Genomic DNA, 17846 nt, shown 5'->3' on the forward strand with positions numbered 1-17846 from the left:
ACAACGGTATGAATAATATAAAAATAAACTTACTTTTTGTATTTAGCACTTAATTTATTATTAAATTGTACATATAATTATCCCATATTATTCAGTCGTATATGAAAATCGAAAATTAGTCTACTAACTTATGCAGCTAAAGATGATTATCATGCGTGAATGGGAAAATGATGAAAACAGATCAATTAGGCATGACCCACAAAGATCATCAAGCTTTAGACGTTGCAAAGCTTTATTACAATGGATTATCTCAAGCTGAAGTGAGCGAAGTTTTACATGTTTCAAGGCCGAACGTGTCAAAATTATTATCTCATGCTAAAAAACGTGGATTCGTAAAAATTACAGTAGAAGATCCAAGAGAGAAAGACATACATCTTATAGAAACATTAAAAAAATATTTTCAACTTGATGAAGTTAGACTTGTCTCTCCTATAAGAGGACGCGATACAAATCTACATAAATCATTAGGAAAAGCTGGTTCACAACTCATAGCTGGTCTTCTGAGAGATGGAGATACAATTGGAATATCTTGGTCAAGGACGATCGATTATGTTGCTTCACAAATGCCAGAGATGCATTTTAATAACATACATGTTGTTCAATTGCGCGGAGACATGTCTTTGCCTTCTATGGATCTTTCTATGATGAACGCATTAAAAGCATTCCATATCGCTTTAAATGCCACTATACATACAATTGCTTATCCAATTATTTTTGAATCTGTTGAAGCTAAACAGGCTGTAGAACGTCAAACTGGCATAAGGAATGTGATTTCTCATGCAGAAAAAGCAAGAATTGTCGTCTATAGTGTTGGTTCAAATGAATCTACATCGCCTCTTATGTCTTCTCCACTCATAACAAACAATGAGAAAAAAGAATTAACTGAAAATTCTGTCGGCGATATTTGTTCACATTTCGTAGATAGAAATGGTAGGGTTTGCTTACCAGATTTAAATGCTCGGACTCTTACGATTTCTTTGCCAGAATTACGGCACAAAGAGCAACGCATTTTAATAGCAGGCGGAAATGAAAAATTAGACTCCATTTATGTTGCATTGACTTGTAAATATGCAAATCGATTGGTTATAGATGTACCAACTGCGCACAAACTAGCGTCGATATGTAAAAAGAGTAACAATTCTTAAAAATTGCACATATGTTCTGAAATTTTGTTCAAATACGTCTCCTGAACTACTACACTCTATGCCTAGAGAAACTGAGGTAGTTTCTCTAAAGTCAAAGGAGACAAAATGGAAGAAAAAGCTAAATACATAGATCACACATTGTTAGCTCCCGATGCAACAACAGAACAGGTCATAAAAATCTGCAACGAAGCTAAAAAGTATGGATTCTGCTCAGTATGCATAAGCCCATGCAGAGTTAAACTAGCTTCAGAGCTCCTTAAAGATAGTGACGTGAAAGTTTGCACTGTAATTGGATTCCCTTCTGGAACGCATTGTACAGAAGTCAAAAAGTTTGAAACAGAACTTGCAATCAAAGAAGGTGCAAATGAAATCGACATGGTTATTAATATAGGAGCCGCGAAAGAAGGCGACTGGGGATATGTAACCAAGGACATTGAGGCAGTTGTAGAAGGTGCAAATCGCCAAGCTATTGTTAAAGTCATCCTTGAAGTGTGTCTATTAACAGATGAAGAAATAGTAAAGGCCAGCAAATGCGCACAAGAAGCTGGCGCTGATTTTGTTAAAACTTCAACAGGCTTCTCTACTGGAGGAGCGACAGTACACGCTGTTAAACTTATGCGAAAAACTGTTGGACCAGATATGGGCGTTAAAGCTGCTGGGGGAATTCATACATCAAAAGAGATGAACGAAATGATTGAAGCTGGCGCCAACAGGATCGGAGCCTCTGCTGGAGTGAAACTTCTCTCAGGAGAAGAATCATGATTACACAGCAGTCAGATTTAGCAAATGAAGAAACATTTGCTACTAATAACACTTGGGGAATTATAAAAGATAAAACCATACAACTAAAAGATGGATATCTAAATAAAACTCCTATTTTTCAATACATGCTATTATCGATATGCTTCCCAATGTGGGGAATCGCAGCAAGTCTTAATGATGTATTAATCACTCAATTTAAGTCGGTGTTTTCACTGTCCGATTTTGCATCAGCATTTGTACAATCAGCATTCTACGGGGGGTATTTCTTAATCGCTATACCTGCGTCTAGAGTAATTCGGCATTCTAGCTACAAGGTTGGCATACTGATAGGTCTTACCGTATACATAATTGGATGCTCATTGTTCTTCCCAGCATCCACTATGGCAACATATTCTGTGTTCTTAGTGTCTTTATTTGCAATAGCAGTAGGTTTGTCATTCTTAGAGACATCATGCAACACATATTCATCGATGATTGGAGAAAAACGACTTTCCACTTTGAGATTAAACATTTCTCAAACTTTCTACCCTCTAGGGTCTATCGCTGGTATTCTGCTAGGAAAGTATTTAATCTTCACAGAAGGTGAATCTTTACATAATCAAATGGCAAAAATGAGTGTGGCAGAGAGCCAAAAGTTTGCCAGGGAAATGTTACAAAGGACTCTACATCCATATAGGGTTATCATTTTAATCCTGTTAGTAATGCTAATTATTATTGCTATAACACAATTCCCATCTTGCAAACCTACACACACTGATGAGGATGCAAAAGATAATGCATCAATAGTGGAAACACTACGCTATCTAATAAAAAATTCTAGGTTTAGAATCGGCATTCTAACACAATTCTTGTATGTAGGAATGCAGACGGCTGTTTGGTCGTTCACTATTAGACTTGCTCTCAATATAAATCATGGTTTAAATGAACGCACCGCAGCAAACTTCATGATCTTTTCATTCATTGGATTCTTCGCAGGAAAGTTTATTGCAAACTTACTTATGACGAAGATAAATCAAGATCTTGTGCTTATTGGATACTCAGCATGCGGATTTATTGCATTAGTGTATGTAATACTTGTTCCAAATATGACTGCCGTATATGCAGCAGTGTTAGTATCAGCACTATTTGGACCATGTTGGGCAACTATTTACTCGCGTACTCTGGATTCCATAGAAGACAAACGTTTCACAGAGACTGGCGGCGCGGTAATTGTTATGTCAATAATCGGTGGAGCAATTGTTCCCGCAATACAAGGACTTGTATCTGATCACACTGGCTCTATGCAAATCTCATTCATAGTTGATTTAGTCTGCTTTGCAGCGGTATTCATCTATTTCTACTTAACCTACAAAAAATCTAAAAAAGAAAGCTGAATGTCATGTCAGAATTTAATATTAATCTTTTCGAATCACAATTCACTGAATCAGTAAAAGAAATATTACACAATAATGAATGGTCTGTTACCACGAAACAATATCCTCAAGGTATTGCATCCTTGACAATACATAATTCTAGAGGATATGTTGAAGTGCTCCCATTCATGGGACAGATTATTTGGGATGCAAATTTTGATGGTAAAAGTTTGAGAATGGATAACATGTTCTCAAAACCTAAACCAGCAAACCAAATTGTTAACACATACGGGTGCTTTGCATTCCATTCTGGACTTTTAGCTGCAGGGTGCCCTTCTCCGGAAGATACGCATCCTTTACACGGTGAATTCCCATGCTCGCATATGGATAATGCAAAATTAATTATTACCGAGACATCTATAACAATTGAATCTTCCTACGAATACTTACAGGGCTTTGGTGATCACTATGTTGCAAAACCTTCAGTAACTTTACACGAAGGTTCTTCAATGTTTGATATTCATTTAGAAGTAACCAATAAGTCACTATATGCGTCAATGCCACTACAGTACATGTGCCACATGAACTATGCATTTGTAAAGGACGCTAAAATAACACAAAACTTTGGCAATGACACATTCAAGTTACGAACATCTATTCCTGCTCACGTAAAGCCAACTCCAAGATGGACACAACTTAATGAAGACATACTAAGTGGTAAAAAAGATGCTAATTCATTAGTAGGAGCAGAAGAATTTGATCCAGAAATTGTCTACTTTGCGGATGGAGTAAACAAAATTACGGACAATGCAATTATTGATATGGTTGCTCCAGACGGTACTACATTCGAAACACAATTCTCCACGCAAGAATTCCCTGTTGTGACCAGATGGATTCTTTACAATGCAGATCAAAAAGTTGCAGCTTTTGCTCTGCCTGGAACATCTAGGCCAGAAGGTCGCGAAGCTGCTAGGAAAGCTGGCACATTGATTCAATTAAATCCTGGCGAAACAAAGAAATTCACTGTTCATACTGGAATTAAGGAGAAGTAACAATGGAAATTGCAGTAGTTGGATCAAATATGGTTGATTTGATTTCTTACATAAACCGTATGCCAACAGATGGAGAAACAGTAGAAGCCCCAGACTTTCACATGGGTTGTGGAGGAAAAGGTGCTAATCAAGCCGTAGCAGCATCTAGAATGGGCTCAAAAGTATTGATGGTAACAAGGGTTGGTAACGATGTTTTCGCGGAAAACACAATTAACAATTTTGAGAAAAATGGTATTGACTCTAAATTCGTAATGAGAACAGACGCTACATCTGGAGTAGCCCCAATCTTTGTAGATCCACAATCGCGAAACTCAATAATTATTGTCAAAGGAGCAAACGCAAAACTTAAGCCAAATGATGTGGAAAAAGCTCGCAGTGAAATCTCAAAATGCAAACTGATAGTTCTACAGTTAGAGATTCCTCTAGAAACTGTATATGCAACAATAAAAATGGGTGCGGAATTGGGTGTACCAGTCCTACTGAATCCAGCTCCAGCAGATCCAGCTTTATCACTAGAGAATATTCGCAATTGCGAATTTATTGTGCCTAACGAAAGCGAGCTTTCTCTCCTTACTGGAATGCCTGTTGACACTAGTGAAGATATCACTAATGCAGCTAGAATGCTATTACAATCTGGCATTCCTAATGTAATTGTTACATTAGGAAGCAAAGGAGCCCTATTGGTAAATAGCGAAGGCGAAAAGATGTTTAAAGCTGATGCACAATCCGCGCAAAATGCAGTTGACACAACTGGCGCTGGCGACGCGTTCATTGGATGTTTCAGCCATACATGGGTAAAGACCCATGACATAGAAGCATCTATAAAGGCAGCCAACATATATGCTGGAGATGCTGTAACCAAACGAGGTACACAGTTATCTTATGCTACGGCAGAAGAAGTTGGATTGGAATAGTTTATTATAAACTCAATATACACTAAAATTAAGCGTATAGCCCAAAAGTTGGGTTGATTATACTCTATATAGTTATCAACCCAACTTTTTGTGTTATACAATGGAAAATTGCTATTGTATCTTCCCAGACCAAAATTAGGGTTAATTGATTAATTTGCCTTATCATACATCTAATAATCAAACAAAAAAGAATGTAAACAACAAAAATGTAGTCAAAAATAATATCAGTTTATTAATGCGTGCTCACGCAAACGCGCAATCAGTGTAGCAATGGCATACAAGCTATATAAAGCTTTTAGAACAATCCCAGACTTTTGGCTCAACCTTCAACGCGACTACGATATTCTGCGATTTGACGAATCCAGCATGGGTAACATCACGCCAATCGTTTCAGCGTAACATGATTTACGCGCTTTAATGCCAAGCAAATCTAATTTCGCAAAACAGAGCAAATCTAATTTCACAAATTTGAAAATTTTTTAATTTTGCGAAATGAAACAAACATCGCTTGCCTCACGCAAACATTTCATTCGCTTTTTTAGAAAGCTCATACCGAAGAGGGCGTTCGCCAATAGAATCAACCATTTCAAGCTCAATCAAACCGTTAAGCGCGCTCACAATCTTTCTCTCACCAATCTTCTCATCAATTGCATTACCAACGTATTCGCTTAGTTGCTTGCGAGTCATTGGAGTTGGATTATACGAAAAAAGCTTATTTTGCAACAAAATAGACAGAGCTTCACGCTGCACTTTAGAAATTTCTTCCTCTGGGAAAAGCTCACGCAGCTTACCCATACAGTAAATAATGTGCTTTAATTGCACACTAATATTCTCAAACACTTCGCTCTGTGCTTTTTTAATATATTCCAATATTGTGCAACAAAACATAGTTAAATCATTGCAATTAAACAGTTCTTGTGATTTAGAAAAAGCAGCATAGTATCCAAATTTTTCTGCGTAAATTATGGAGCTTAAGCTCAAAACCGTTGGCATTGAAAGCTGCTCATGCAATTGCAAAGCAAGCAAAAACCGCCCAGTTCTGCCGTTTCCATCATAAAATGGATGCACGCTCTCAAAAGCATAGTGGCACATGCACGCCTTGATAAGCGTTGGAACTTCGGCACTATTCATCAAATGCAATAACTCAGTTATATGCTTTTGAATTTCCGCTTCCGTTGCATCGCCATCGTGCACTACATTATTTGCACCATCACGAATACTTACTTTTCCACTCCTAAAAATCTCACCATCTGGAATATTATTTGCTTCTAATTCGCCCTGCATAATACTGTCGTAGATTTTTCGTATATCTTGCAAGGTTTGTGGAATCGAAGTGTCACATTCACTTGAATCCGCAAGCTCGAGAAAAAGCTTAGTAAATTCACTAAAACGAGTATGCTTATTCTGCTCGTTTGCGGCATCAAGTGCTTTGGAAAGCTCTTTTCTAGTGCTGTGAACACCTTCAATAATGTTGGTATTTTGCACTTCTTTTGCTATAAGTTGCATTAAATATTCGCGTTGAGCAAACCATGGCAAATCGTTCCACGCTTTTTCAATGATTTTTTCAGCGCGCATAATATCATCTATGTACGTTACAAGATCCGTTACACACATTGCAAAAATCTCATGGCCATCAAATACGATTCCAGAACGATACGTCACAGGATTATCAATGCGCAATCGATATTCTTCTTCCGCAATATCACAAGGTTTTGCATTACTTTTAGACATCGCAACTATTTTGCGTATTGTTTTGTAATCCATAATGCGACTCCATTTACGTTATTACGTTTACATTATTGCGTTTACTCTATTGAAGATTTTGTAGTAATGTCTTGCAATGTTTTGCTTGCGATATTTTTGTTTACAAGCAAATAATGCATTTATTACAAAATGATTGCATAGCTAACGTAAGAATCTATTCTATACCTACATTTTGCCAAAATGAAGGCATAGCGAGTAAAAAACATTCATTTATACCGACATTTTGGCAAAAACGCACTATAGAAACATCGACAGCGTCGGTAACATCAACATAACGCCACTCGTTTCGGCGCAGACAACACCAATGCTATGCACGCAAAAGTAAAGATTCGGGATTTTACGCAAACATACGCCCCCACTTTCAAAAGTGAAAAAATATTAAAGTGTTGAAAGTAAAAATACGTGTTTGCTTTCAAAAGTAAAAATACTACGAGCTTGAAGATAACATTAGCGACGACGCAACGTTAGAGCGCGAACTTTCGCCACTAAAAGCAATAAAAGACTCATACACTAAAATCCTACTTGCAAACACTCGCCACGATTCTTACGACATTGAAGGAATCCGCGTAATAGACATAGCACAATGGCTACTTGGCACAAAGTGAGTAAAACATAAAAAGGGTTTGTTAGAAGTAATCTAACAAACCCTTAAAACCAGAAGGAAGAATCCCGTCCCTAGCAGGAAACAACCAACCAGCAACAAGCATCAAGCACAATCAAACAGCAACCAAAACTCCACATGGTAAGAAAAGGAAATTTTCGGCAAACCACACGAAACCCAAGCCACTATTTGAAAGCTCGTGATACGCGTGAAGCAAAATCAACACGCGCATCACACGCTCAACGCAAGCCTTTTTAACTTAGTGACGCATCTTGCGAACAGCAGCACCCATGCCAGCAAGCATAGAAGCAGCCAAAGCAGTCAAAGCAACACCAACACCAGCATTACCAAGCTTCTCGCCAGACTTACCATTACCACCCTTAGCAGCAAGCTCACCCTTAGCAGCAGCCTTAGCCTTATCAGCAGCCTTCACATGAACGCCAGGAACAACAGGCTTTGCTTCAGGCTTGGATGGCTGTGAAGTTGTAGTCTTACCACCAACGAGTTTAGCAAGCTCTTCCTTCAAAGCCTTAAGATCAGCAACATCCTTAGTATAACCAGAATTATATGCCGCTACCTTTCCCTTGGCTTCATTAAACGCAGTCTTAGCCGTGTTATATGCAGTCTTCGCAGCCTCAAGTGCATCACTTAAGCCCTTACCGCTCTGATTCTTTTCAGTTCCGTAAGTCTTATCAGTATCATCTTTGTCGAAGTCGTCAGTCGTCTTATCCTTATTGACTTCCTTTGCTTTATACGCCTTAAATCCAGCGTCATAAGCAGCGTAAGCAGCAGTAAGAGCCTTATCAGTCTCTTCAAACTTAGTCTTAGCCTGATCATATTTGTTCAGAACTTCCTCAGATGGCTTAAGATTGTTATTCTTCATCTTTGCTTCAAGAAGAGCAATGGACGTCTTAAGATCTGCAATCTTAGCATCAGTATCAGCATCAGCCATTGCTGGGGTTGCCATTGCGAAGCCAGCAAGCAAAGTAGCGCCAGCAGCGAATGCGGCGATAGCCTTCTTATTCATCATTTTAATTTCCTTTCTTCTTCTCCTCTGCGTTAGGGGCGCAGAGAAAAATTTGCTCCACAATCCACAACATATGGATAGTGGTTTAAACACCAGCCAAAACTAGAAGCAGCTAGCGTTTGCTTATTAACATACCCCCCCCCCGTTTAAAAAAGTCAAGAGGCACCCACATAAAACAAACAGAAAAAAATAATGTTACACACAAACTAATCCACAATAAAAACTATTTTCACCATAATATTTGTGGATTAACACTAATAAAACCGTAAAAACACATTATTTCAAGGTTTTTAAAGAATTTTCCCAGACTTTTCTCAGGAAACTACTAAGCAAGAACACTAACACTATAAAACCATTGAAAAATCAACATTCCACACAACCCACACACGCAACACGCCGACACCACGCAGCGCCACACCAACGTCAAACCAACACCACACGAAATGCCACGCTACAATACAATCGCTCACAACTAGATTCCCGCATTTGTTCCCTTTTTAGCAAAATAGAAACAAACGCGGGCAAAAAGAAACAAAAAGCAGGAGCCGCGATAAATAATCGCAAACTCCTGCTTATCTAGCGTACCTTATTACAAAAGTCAGCCTTAGATTAACTTAGATCACATTAAATCACCTTAGCGTTAGGCAACACATTGCCGTCCTTATCAACGTTACAACTGTGCTCAACAGCAATAGTAATATTGTCTGAGTCAACAGAAAAGAATCCGTCAGTCACCTTAAAAACATGACGAACGCCATTCAAATCGTCAACCTTTACAAATCCGTGATCAATCAACGCAAGCACAGCCTCATGCCCAGGAAGAACACCCATTGCGCCATTCACAGAAGGAATAACCACAAACTTGGCATCGCCTTCCCAAACAGGATGTCTGGCTGCAACCACACTAACGTGCAGCGTTTTCACTTGCTTTTCTGCCATAATCACGCACCAAACTCTTGCTTCATATCGTGCCAACGACGCTCAAGATCGTCGATACCACCAATGCCAGAGAACGCCTGCTCAGGAATCTCATCGTAAGTACCATTGCAAATTCGCGTAAACGCCTCAATGGTCTCATCAGCTGGAACATAAGAACCTGGACGACCAGTGAACTTTTCAGCCACATAGAAGTTCTGACCAAGGAACTGCTCAATCTTACGAGCACGGCTCACAGTGGTCTTATCCTCCTCACCAAGCTCATCAATACCAATCAAAGCGATGATGTCCTGAAGCTCCTTATTACGCTGCAAAATAGCCTTCACACGATTAGCGCAATCGTAATGAGCCTGACCAACATAACGCGGATCAAGAATTCGCGAAGTAGAAGTCAAAGGATCCACAGCTGGATAAATACCCTTAGCCGCAATATCACGCGAAAGCTCAGTAGTAGCGTCCAAGTGCGTAAAGGTTGTTGCAGGTGCAGGATCGGTGTAATCATCTGCAGGCACGTAAATAGCCTGAAGCGACGTAATAGAATGACCGCGCGTAGAAGTAATGCGCTCCTGCAACGCACCCATTTCATCCGCCAAGTTTGGCTGATAACCAACTGCAGAAGGCATACGACCAAGCAACGTGGAAACCTCAGAACCTGCCTGAGTAAAGCGGAAGATGTTGTCGATAAACAGCAACACATCCTGATTCTGAACATCACGGAAATACTCAGCCATAGTCAAAGCAGTAAGAGGCACACGAAGACGAGTCCCAGGAGGCTCATCCATCTGACCAAAGACAAGCGCTGTTTTCTCCAAAACGCCAGCCTCAGCCATTTCGCCAATCAAATCGTTACCCTCACGAGTACGTTCGCCAACACCGGCAAACACAGACACACCACCGTGATTCTGTGCAACGCGCTGAATCATCTCCTGAATCAACACAGTTTTACCAACGCCTGCGCCGCCGAACAGACCAATCTTTCCGCCCTGAACGTAAGGCGTAAGCAAATCGATAACCTTAATGCCTGTTTCAAACATTTGAGTCTTAGACTCAAGCTGATCGAAAGCAGGTGGGTTGCGGTGGATTGGCCACCTTTCAGTAACCTCAATGTTCTCGCCTGGCTTAGCGTTCAAAATGTTACCAGTTACGTCAAAAACATGACCCTTAGTAATATCGCCAACAGGCACAGAAATTGGTCCACCAGTGTCTCTAACTAAAGCGCCACGGACCAAGCCATCCGTAGGCTTTAAAGCAACTGCACGCACAGTGGAATCACCAAGATGCTGCTCAACTTCCAATGTAATCTCGTGAACAGTATCTCCCTCCGTATTTCCAACGGTGTTGATATCCACTTTGAGAGCATTGTAAATATCTGGAAGATAGCCGACTGGGAATTCAACGTCAATCACGGAACCCTGAACACGGGTTACACGACCAGCCGTTGGATCGGCTTCCTTTGCATCTTCTGGAGGTGCTGTGGTCTGATCTTCAGCCATATGCTCCTATTCCTCCTCATTATTCAGCGCGTCAGCGCTGCCGATAATCTCGGTAAGTTCTTGTGTGATGGAAGCCTGGCGAGAAGCATTAAGCTTTCTTGTCAAATCCTCCACCAAATTGCGGGCGTTATCTGTAGCCGTATGCATAGCATTCTGTCTACTAGCTGTTTCGGAAGCAGCAGAAGTAAGCAAACATTCGTGTATACGCGATTGAATATACTTTGGCAAAACCGAATCCAACACTTCGTCTGGACTTGGCTCAAAGCAATATTCCACAGCGTCCGGATTACTGCGGCTAACAGCTTCTTCTCGAGCCGAAACCGCACCCGTAGACGAAAGCGAAGCCGAAGGGCCAGAAGCTGCCTCGTAATCTGGACGATGCATAGCAAACTCTTCGCCGTCCTTTAAAGGAACCAGCTCAACTGGAAGCATGCGCAGAGTACGAACCTTCTGCCTCACCATGTTTATAAACTCGGTGAATACAATGTAAAGCTCCGAAACTCCTCCATCTTCTTCTGGAGTCATATACGCATCCATTAAAGTATCGGAAATTCGCTCCGCAATAGTCACATCAGGATGATCAGTAGACCCTTCCCAAGTGCCTGCAACATCGCGATTACGATACTTGTAATAGGTTGCGCCACGGCGACCATACACGTACAGCTCAGCGTGCTTTCCTTCCGCATCCAACTTTGCGAGCAACGCCTCGGTTTCTCGAATAATCGAAGACGTAAACGCGCCAGCCATGCCACGGTCTGAAGTTAACGCCAACACGGCTACGCGATTACCCGAACGTTCTTTACCAAAAATAGGATGCTTAATATTCGCTTCATGATGAGCTACCAACGCCTGCACGGCATCGAAAATTGCGTCGCTATAAGGCTTAGCATTTAGAGCGATATCACGCGCTTTTGCTATATGAGAAGACGCAATCATTTCCTGAGCCTTAAAGATTTTACCTAAAGACTGTGTGGAAATAATTCTCGATTTCAATGCAAGTTGGGAGGACATACGCTACTTCCCCTCAGATTCACGATTATCCGACTTCGGCTTTGCAACAAGCTGCTCTTTTTCAACTGGAGCAGGGTTTTCAGCTGGAGGCAGAGAATCCTTAACAATCAAAGGCTTACCTGCAGAAGTCTTAAACATCCTACGGAAGTCGTCAATTGCAGCATCAAGCTTCGATTCTGTTTCTTTGGTGAAATCTTCAGTATCGCGAATCACTTGCAAAATGTCGGTTCCCTTATCGAGATAATCCAATAATTCGCTTTCAAAACGCAAAACATCTTTTACAGGAATGTCATCTAACTTTCCGTGTGTACCAGCCCACACAGAAACAACCTCTTGCTCCATGGAACGAGGCGAGAACTGCTTCTGCTTAAGCAACTCGGTTAAGCGAGCGCCACGAGTGAGCTGAGCCTTGGAAGCTGCATCCAAATCGGAAGCGAACATTGCAAAGGATTCCAAAGACTTGTATCGAGCCAAAGAAATCTTAAGCATGCCAGAGACCTTCTTCAAAGCCTTAGCCTGAGCAGCACCACCAACACGAGACACGGAAATACCAACATCGACTGCTGGACGCTGACCTGCGTTGAACAAATCGGACTGCAAGAAGATCTGACCATCAGTGATAGAAATCACGTTGGTTGGAATGTATGCAGAAACGTCATTTGCCTTGGTCTCAATAATTGGCAAGCCAGTCATTGAGCCGCCGCCCATATCGTCGGAAAGCTTTGCGCATCTTTCTAGCAGACGAGAGTGAAGATAGAACACATCGCCTGGATACGCTTCACGCCCAGGTGGGCGACGAAGAAGCAAAGAAATCGAACGATATGCTTCTGCTTGCTTAGACAAGTCGTCGAAAACAATCAAAACGTGCTTGCCGTTGTACATCCAATGCTGACCGATTGCAGAACCAGTGTATGGAGCAATGTACTTAAAACCTGCAGAATCCGAAGCTGGGCTTGCAACGATTGTTGTGTACTTCATAGCGCCTGCTTCTTCGAGGCTTTGACGTACAGATGCGATTGTTGAACCTTTTTGCCCGATTGCTACGTAAATGCAACGGACTTGCTTCTTTGGATCTCCACTTTCCCAGTTTGTGCGCTGGTTAATAATCGTATCGATTGCGATTGCTGTTTTACCAGTTTGACGGTCGCCAATAATCAACTGACGCTGACCGCGACCAATTGGCGTCATTGCGTCAATTGCCTTTAAACCAGTAGACAAAGGCTCGTCCACAGGGTGACGATGGATCACGTCTGGAGCCTGGGCTTCAAGAATACGACGCTCCTTGCACTCGATTGCACCTAGACCGTCGATTGGATTACCCAATGGGTCTACAGTACGACCAAGATAGGCGTCTCCCACTGGCACCGATAACACTTCGCCAGTGCGGTAAACTTCCTGCCCTTCTTCAATGCCCGTAAAATCGCCTAGAATAACCACGCCAATTTCGTGAGCATCAAGGTTAAACGCTAAGCCAAGGGTGTCGTTTTCGAAAGTGAGCAGCTCGTTTGCCATGCAGCCAGATAATCCAGCTACGTGCGCAATGCCGTCACCAGCCGTAACAACATAACCAACTTCTTGCGTTGGCATGTCTGCCGGCTTATACGAGTCAACGAACCCGTCAAGTGCCTTGCGTATAAGGGCGGGATCAATAGATAGTTCCGCCATAATTCTCCTTATTTAACTTATTTCACTGCCTGTGTCCAAGCACCATTTCGCGCAGAACGCTGCAACTGCTTAAGCTGCATCAACATTGTGCGGTCTGTTACTTGATCGCCAATACGTATACGCATTCCACCAAGCACGTTTGGATCCACAATTGGGTTTATGTAGGCACGATGACCCAACTTGTTGCTGTAAATCTCAATCAAACGCTTGATTTGCTTATCCGTAAGAGGCTGAGCGGTTGTAACCGTAACCAAAGTTTCGCCTGCTTCGCGCTCAAAACCAGACCATGCGCCTCCAAAGCTGCCCGTTTTACCGCTTTCGGCGCCGCCATGCCAAGTACCTACAAGATAGTGCATAATGCGCAGCACAACAGGATGCGCCTTACCTCCAATAAGCTCGTCAATCAGTCGTGACTTATCTTCCGAAGACCTATTTGGATCGGTAATAGCGTCAGAAAGCTCTGGATACTTTTCTAATGTATCCATCATTGTCGAAAGCTCATCAGATATGCGCTGAGCTTCGTCATGAGCATCTGAAATGGCTTGCGCAAGCGAAGAGCGTGATAAGTTTTCGCTTACTCGCGATGCCTTTTCTGGCATCCTTACCTCCTCATTCATGCAAAACTTAAGTAGTAATTAAGCAATACTAAAAAATCGTTTTAGCTACTCTTTTAACTACTTGTTTTGACCCGAACTCTTAACGTCTCCCACTTCATCAATAACATGATCAATGATTTTGGAGCCTACGGTATCGTCATCTAGCTTAGACGCAAGAATCTTTCCAGCTAATGCTGCAGCGAGTACCGATACCTCTCCTTGGAGGCTAGTCATGGCGTGCTTATGCTGAGCCTCAATGGAATGCTGAGCTTCGCTAATGATTTTCGCAGCGTCCTTTTCGGCACGCTGTCTTGCTTCATCAACAATCTTGGAAGCTTGTGCGCGAGCCTGTTCGCGAGTTTTTGCGGCATCTGCTTGAGCTTGTGCAAGTTCTTCTTCCATCTGGCTCTTTAACTCATCAGCTTCACGCTGCGCGTTTGCTGCTTTAGCCATTCCGCCTTCGATTTTTTCTGCACGCTCATCGAGAATTGCCTGGAATTTAGGCATAACGAACTTGTAGAAAAACGCTGCAAGAATTACCAAAACAACTAACGACCACACTACGTCGTAAGGCTCAGGCAAGAACAACGCCAAACCATTACTCTCAGATGAATGTGCCATGGCTTGTCCTTTCTATTCTTTCAACACTTTTATATTTGTGCTGGAACGAGTTGTTTCGTTCGGTTCATTTTCCCATAATGTAGGCAACGAATCCAAGCAAGCCCAGAACCTCGATGAATGCCAAGCCAACGAACATGAACAGCTGAATACGGTTTCCGACTTCTGGCTGACGGGCAGTGGACTCCATAGCTTTAGCAACAACGATTGCCATGCCAAGTGCAGGAGAGATTGTTGCCACAGCAAAGCCAAGAATGCTCAGGTTACCGATCAGTCCTGCTAGAGCGATGATGTTATTCATTGGTTTCCTTTCTGTTAAAACAGTAACCAGTATAAACCCATAAGATGTGTAAAATCTGAGAGTTAAGCTAATGCACTATGCAACAGCAACAGCAGATTTTTCTTCTTCCTCTGGGTAACTTTCCGAAATGTAGACGGATGCAAGCACGGTAAAGATAAATGCCTGCAATCCTGCTACCATAATTTCGAATAGGGTAAACAGAATGCCACCAAGCAGCCATAATGCACCGCCGAAGGCAAGGAGTTTATTGCTGGAATCCACCACAAAGAAGTTGGTGAATACTAAGCAAGTGGCCACCAGCAAATGGCCAGCAATCATATTCGCAAACAAACGGATTGTAAGCGAAAGTGGTCGCACAATTATTAATTCTATGAGCTGCAATGGCGAAAGAATAAAGTAAATCGGCCATGGCACGCCCGCTGGGAATAATGCTTCACGGAAGAATCGCAAAAAACCTTTTTCGCGTATGCCAGCAATAAGATATTGGCATACAACCCATAAAGCAAATACAAGCGGACCAGAAATGGTTGCGGTTGCAGCCATATTCAATCCTGGAATCACAGAACAAAGATTAAAGAAGAAAATTGTTATGAACAATGTAGACATCATTGGCACGTAGCGCTTGCCACGTTCTTCGCCAATCATCTCGTACACAATGTTGTATCGTACAAAGTCCATTAGGATTTCTAGCACGCTTTGGAATCTACCTGGAACAACCTTTGCGCGAGCAGCACCAATTCCAAAAACAATCATAACGATTACTGCCATAAGCACACGCACTAAAATAATGCGGTTCATTGCAAATGGTGTGCCTTGGAACAAAATCTCCGGAGGTAAAAACTCATCAATCTTAGGCAACTCTGGATTTTCTGAAGCTAGCAATACTGCCGAATTCACAGTGCCAGCTAAGACTCCGATAGCTCCACTCATCAGCTCCTCCTTATAAGGCGTCGTTTATATCGCTACTCACGTCTGGTTAATACCAATCCATCAAAAGCTAAGTTGTATAAACAGCAAATCCTGAAAATCTATTCGTTGGCGTGCGTACGAAACGAAAATACATCTCTAAAAAGCTGATTCTACTCTTGGTTCGTACATTTAAGTCATATCGTTGATTAATAACGAGTTTTGCACTTATAACAGAATTAGCAAGTCTATAGCCAATTGTTTATTGTACTCCACTTCTGTTTAGAATTAAACTATTTTTAGATTTATTTGTTGTATTTATTTTGCACAAAAATTACACAAATCTTCGGTTGCTGGCGACTAACAACACAAAAAAAAACAAATAGAAACACGCCGAGAACTTGACAAATAACAATTTGCACCTATCGTAGATAGAGCTGCTAAAAGTAGCCGACGCGGGGTGGAGCAGCTCGGTAGCTCGCTGGGCTCATAACCCAGAGGTCCATGGTTCAAATCCATGCCCCGCTACTAGAAAGCCAAGAATCGCATATTTCTCACGAATGCGAATCTTGGCTTTTCTTTTACTTTTATCCATCAGGTGCAATCATCCATAATCAATAAAGGAGAATTGCTAGGCGGCGACGCGCACGATTCAAACGCTCATCGCCAGCTGGAAGCATCGCAAAATACTCAAGCATACGGCTTTTAATCACATCTGCACTATCGCGATGACCAGCAAGAAAATCAAGAAGCCTACTAAAAGCATCTTCAATATGACCATCAATCATATCCACATCTGCTACAGCAAGCTGAGCGGAAGCATCACTAGGATTATCACCAGCAGCCTTGCGCACAGCCTCCACATTTGTGTTTGCATTTCTGCCAAGAAGCAATGCTTTAGCGCGTTCGCGAGATGCCAAAGAATCATTCGGGTTAGCCTGCAATACTTTTTCATACTCACTTGCAGCTAAAGCATAATCGCCATTCATAGCCGCCTCATGCGCAATTTTGTGTTCTGGTGGAACATCAGAAGAATCTACAGAATCCGCAGAATCCGCAGAATCCGCAGAATTATTGCCTACACCAGAATCACCTGCAGAATCACCTGAATCAACATAAGGAGCCATCCCAGCTACACCAGATTTTTCCGCAACTTTAACCAGCTGAGGCAGAATATCATTACAAATCTGCTGCAACTCATCTGCACTAGGCAATCCCTGACAAATAGGCATTGGTCTGCCTCCAACCAATCCATATACAGCTGGAAGCTGCTGTGCGCGTAAAGCTTGAGCAATTGATTGGCTTTCATCCGCATCAATACGAGCAAGCTGCATTCTGCCATCTAACGCAGTAATAGAATCCGCAAGTTTTTGTGCTAAGTCATAAGAAGTTTCATCGCTTTTTTGCCATACAAGCAAAATAATTGGAAAACTTACAGAAGTCTGAACCATTGCCTGAAAAGTTTGTTCATTAACATCAATCACATACCCACAAGCAGGAGGCATCTTAGACTGAGGTTTTCCTGACTTTTCAGCCGCTTCTCGTTTTGCAAGAGCTTCTGCTTTGCGCTTTACACCTTCCAAGTCCACTGCTCCAGCCAGAGAGAATCCGCCTGGGTTCATACCCATCGATTGTGAATCAACCATAATTTCCTCTTTTGCTTATATTGCTTACAACTTTGCTTACATTTCTTATATTGCTTA

General features: G+C 41.9%; 16 protein-coding genes, 1 tRNA gene and 1 pseudogene. 7 read left to right on the forward strand and 11 right to left on the reverse strand.

Features of this window, described 5'->3' with window-relative positions:
- Nucleotides 1-167 precede the first annotated feature (167 nt).
- The 5 genes from HXT20_RS06095 to rbsK all read left to right on the forward strand — a co-directional run bounded on the left by HXT20_RS06095 (nt 168) and on the right by rbsK (nt 5225).
- Complete coding sequence (locus tag HXT20_RS06095) at nt 168-1145, forward strand: sugar-binding transcriptional regulator (RefSeq protein ID WP_248911434.1); 978 nt, start codon at nt 168-170, stop codon at nt 1143-1145.
- A gap of 105 nt (nt 1146-1250) precedes the next feature.
- Nucleotides 1251-1907 carry a deoxyribose-phosphate aldolase gene (gene deoC / locus HXT20_RS06100; RefSeq protein ID WP_004116226.1) on the forward strand — a complete coding sequence of 219 codons (657 nt, stop codon included), beginning with the start codon at nt 1251-1253 and terminating at the stop codon, nt 1905-1907.
- Entirely contained in the window at nt 1904-3280 is a 1377-nt protein-coding gene (gene fucP, locus HXT20_RS06105) for an L-fucose:H+ symporter permease (RefSeq protein ID WP_004116227.1), read from the forward strand. The genes deoC and fucP overlap by 4 nt, the downstream gene beginning before the upstream one ends.
- A 5-nt stretch (nt 3281-3285) precedes the next feature.
- Nucleotides 3286-4311 carry an aldose 1-epimerase family protein gene (locus tag HXT20_RS06110; protein ID WP_014554312.1) on the forward strand — a complete coding sequence of 342 codons (1026 nt, stop codon included), beginning with the start codon at nt 3286-3288 and terminating at the stop codon, nt 4309-4311.
- A gap of 2 nt (nt 4312-4313) precedes the next feature.
- Nucleotides 4314-5225, forward strand: coding sequence for a ribokinase (gene rbsK / locus HXT20_RS06115; protein ID WP_004573673.1), 912 nt, complete (start codon nt 4314-4316; stop codon nt 5223-5225).
- 513 nt (nt 5226-5738) lie between these two features.
- On the opposite strand, the gene HXT20_RS06120 is transcribed toward rbsK, so the two are convergent.
- Nucleotides 5739-6989, reverse strand: coding sequence for a Fic family protein (locus tag HXT20_RS06120; protein WP_174190921.1), 1251 nt, complete (start codon nt 6987-6989; stop codon nt 5739-5741).
- A gap of 425 nt (nt 6990-7414) precedes the next feature.
- On the opposite strand from HXT20_RS06120, the pseudogene HXT20_RS06125 reads away from it, so the two are divergent.
- Nucleotides 7415-7594, forward strand: a pseudogene (locus tag HXT20_RS06125) (ATPase); the annotation flags it as partial.
- Nucleotides 7595-7849: 255 nt separating this feature from the next.
- Here HXT20_RS06125 and HXT20_RS06130 read toward each other — a convergent pair.
- The 9 genes from HXT20_RS06130 to atpB all read right to left on the reverse strand — a co-directional run bounded on the left by HXT20_RS06130 (nt 7850) and on the right by atpB (nt 16167).
- Nucleotides 7850-8620 (reverse strand): hypothetical protein, encoded by a 771-nt coding sequence (locus HXT20_RS06130; RefSeq protein ID WP_101891713.1) that lies wholly within the window; start codon nt 8618-8620, stop codon nt 7850-7852.
- Nucleotides 8621-9241: 621 nt separating this feature from the next.
- Nucleotides 9242-9556 carry a F0F1 ATP synthase subunit epsilon gene (locus HXT20_RS06135; RefSeq protein WP_004114210.1) on the reverse strand — a complete coding sequence of 105 codons (315 nt, stop codon included), beginning with the start codon at nt 9554-9556 and terminating at the stop codon, nt 9242-9244.
- Nucleotides 9557-9558: 2 nt separating this feature from the next.
- Nucleotides 9559-11046, reverse strand: a complete 1488-nt coding sequence (atpD, locus tag HXT20_RS06140; RefSeq protein WP_004120484.1) for a F0F1 ATP synthase subunit beta — start codon at nt 11044-11046, stop codon at nt 9559-9561.
- A gap of 6 nt (nt 11047-11052) precedes the next feature.
- Nucleotides 11053-12057: a F0F1 ATP synthase subunit gamma gene (locus tag HXT20_RS06145; protein ID WP_004114205.1), complete on the reverse strand. Its 1005-nt coding sequence runs from the start codon at nt 12055-12057 to the stop codon at nt 11053-11055.
- Between the two features lie 3 nt (nt 12058-12060).
- Nucleotides 12061-13722, reverse strand: coding sequence for a F0F1 ATP synthase subunit alpha (atpA, locus tag HXT20_RS06150; RefSeq protein ID WP_014554306.1), 1662 nt, complete (start codon nt 13720-13722; stop codon nt 12061-12063).
- Between the two features lie 17 nt (nt 13723-13739).
- Nucleotides 13740-14321 carry a F0F1 ATP synthase subunit delta gene (locus tag HXT20_RS06155; protein WP_004114200.1) on the reverse strand — a complete coding sequence of 194 codons (582 nt, stop codon included), beginning with the start codon at nt 14319-14321 and terminating at the stop codon, nt 13740-13742.
- A gap of 75 nt (nt 14322-14396) precedes the next feature.
- A complete protein-coding gene (locus tag HXT20_RS06160; RefSeq protein WP_004120482.1) occupies nt 14397-14939 on the reverse strand; it encodes a F0F1 ATP synthase subunit B in 543 nt (180 codons plus the stop codon).
- A gap of 64 nt (nt 14940-15003) precedes the next feature.
- Nucleotides 15004-15237 (reverse strand): ATP synthase F0 subunit C, encoded by a 234-nt coding sequence (gene atpE / locus HXT20_RS06165; RefSeq protein WP_004114197.1) that lies wholly within the window; start codon nt 15235-15237, stop codon nt 15004-15006.
- 75 nt (nt 15238-15312) lie between these two features.
- Nucleotides 15313-16167: a F0F1 ATP synthase subunit A gene (gene atpB, locus HXT20_RS06170; protein WP_020760151.1), complete on the reverse strand. Its 855-nt coding sequence runs from the start codon at nt 16165-16167 to the stop codon at nt 15313-15315.
- 430 nt (nt 16168-16597) lie between these two features.
- Between atpB and HXT20_RS06175 the strand changes: the two genes are divergently transcribed.
- Nucleotides 16598-16671: transfer RNA gene (locus HXT20_RS06175), tRNA-Met, on the forward strand.
- An 86-nt stretch (nt 16672-16757) separates the two neighbouring features.
- On the opposite strand, the gene HXT20_RS06180 is transcribed toward HXT20_RS06175, so the two are convergent.
- Nucleotides 16758-17789, reverse strand: coding sequence for a co-chaperone YbbN (locus HXT20_RS06180; protein WP_422114328.1), 1032 nt, complete (start codon nt 17787-17789; stop codon nt 16758-16760).
- Nucleotides 17790-17846: the final 57 nt, after the last annotated feature.

The sequence above is a fragment of the Gardnerella sp. DNF00109 genome (assembly GCF_049262845.1).
GTDB lineage: Bacteria > Actinomycetota > Actinomycetes > Actinomycetales > Bifidobacteriaceae > Bifidobacterium > Bifidobacterium vaginale.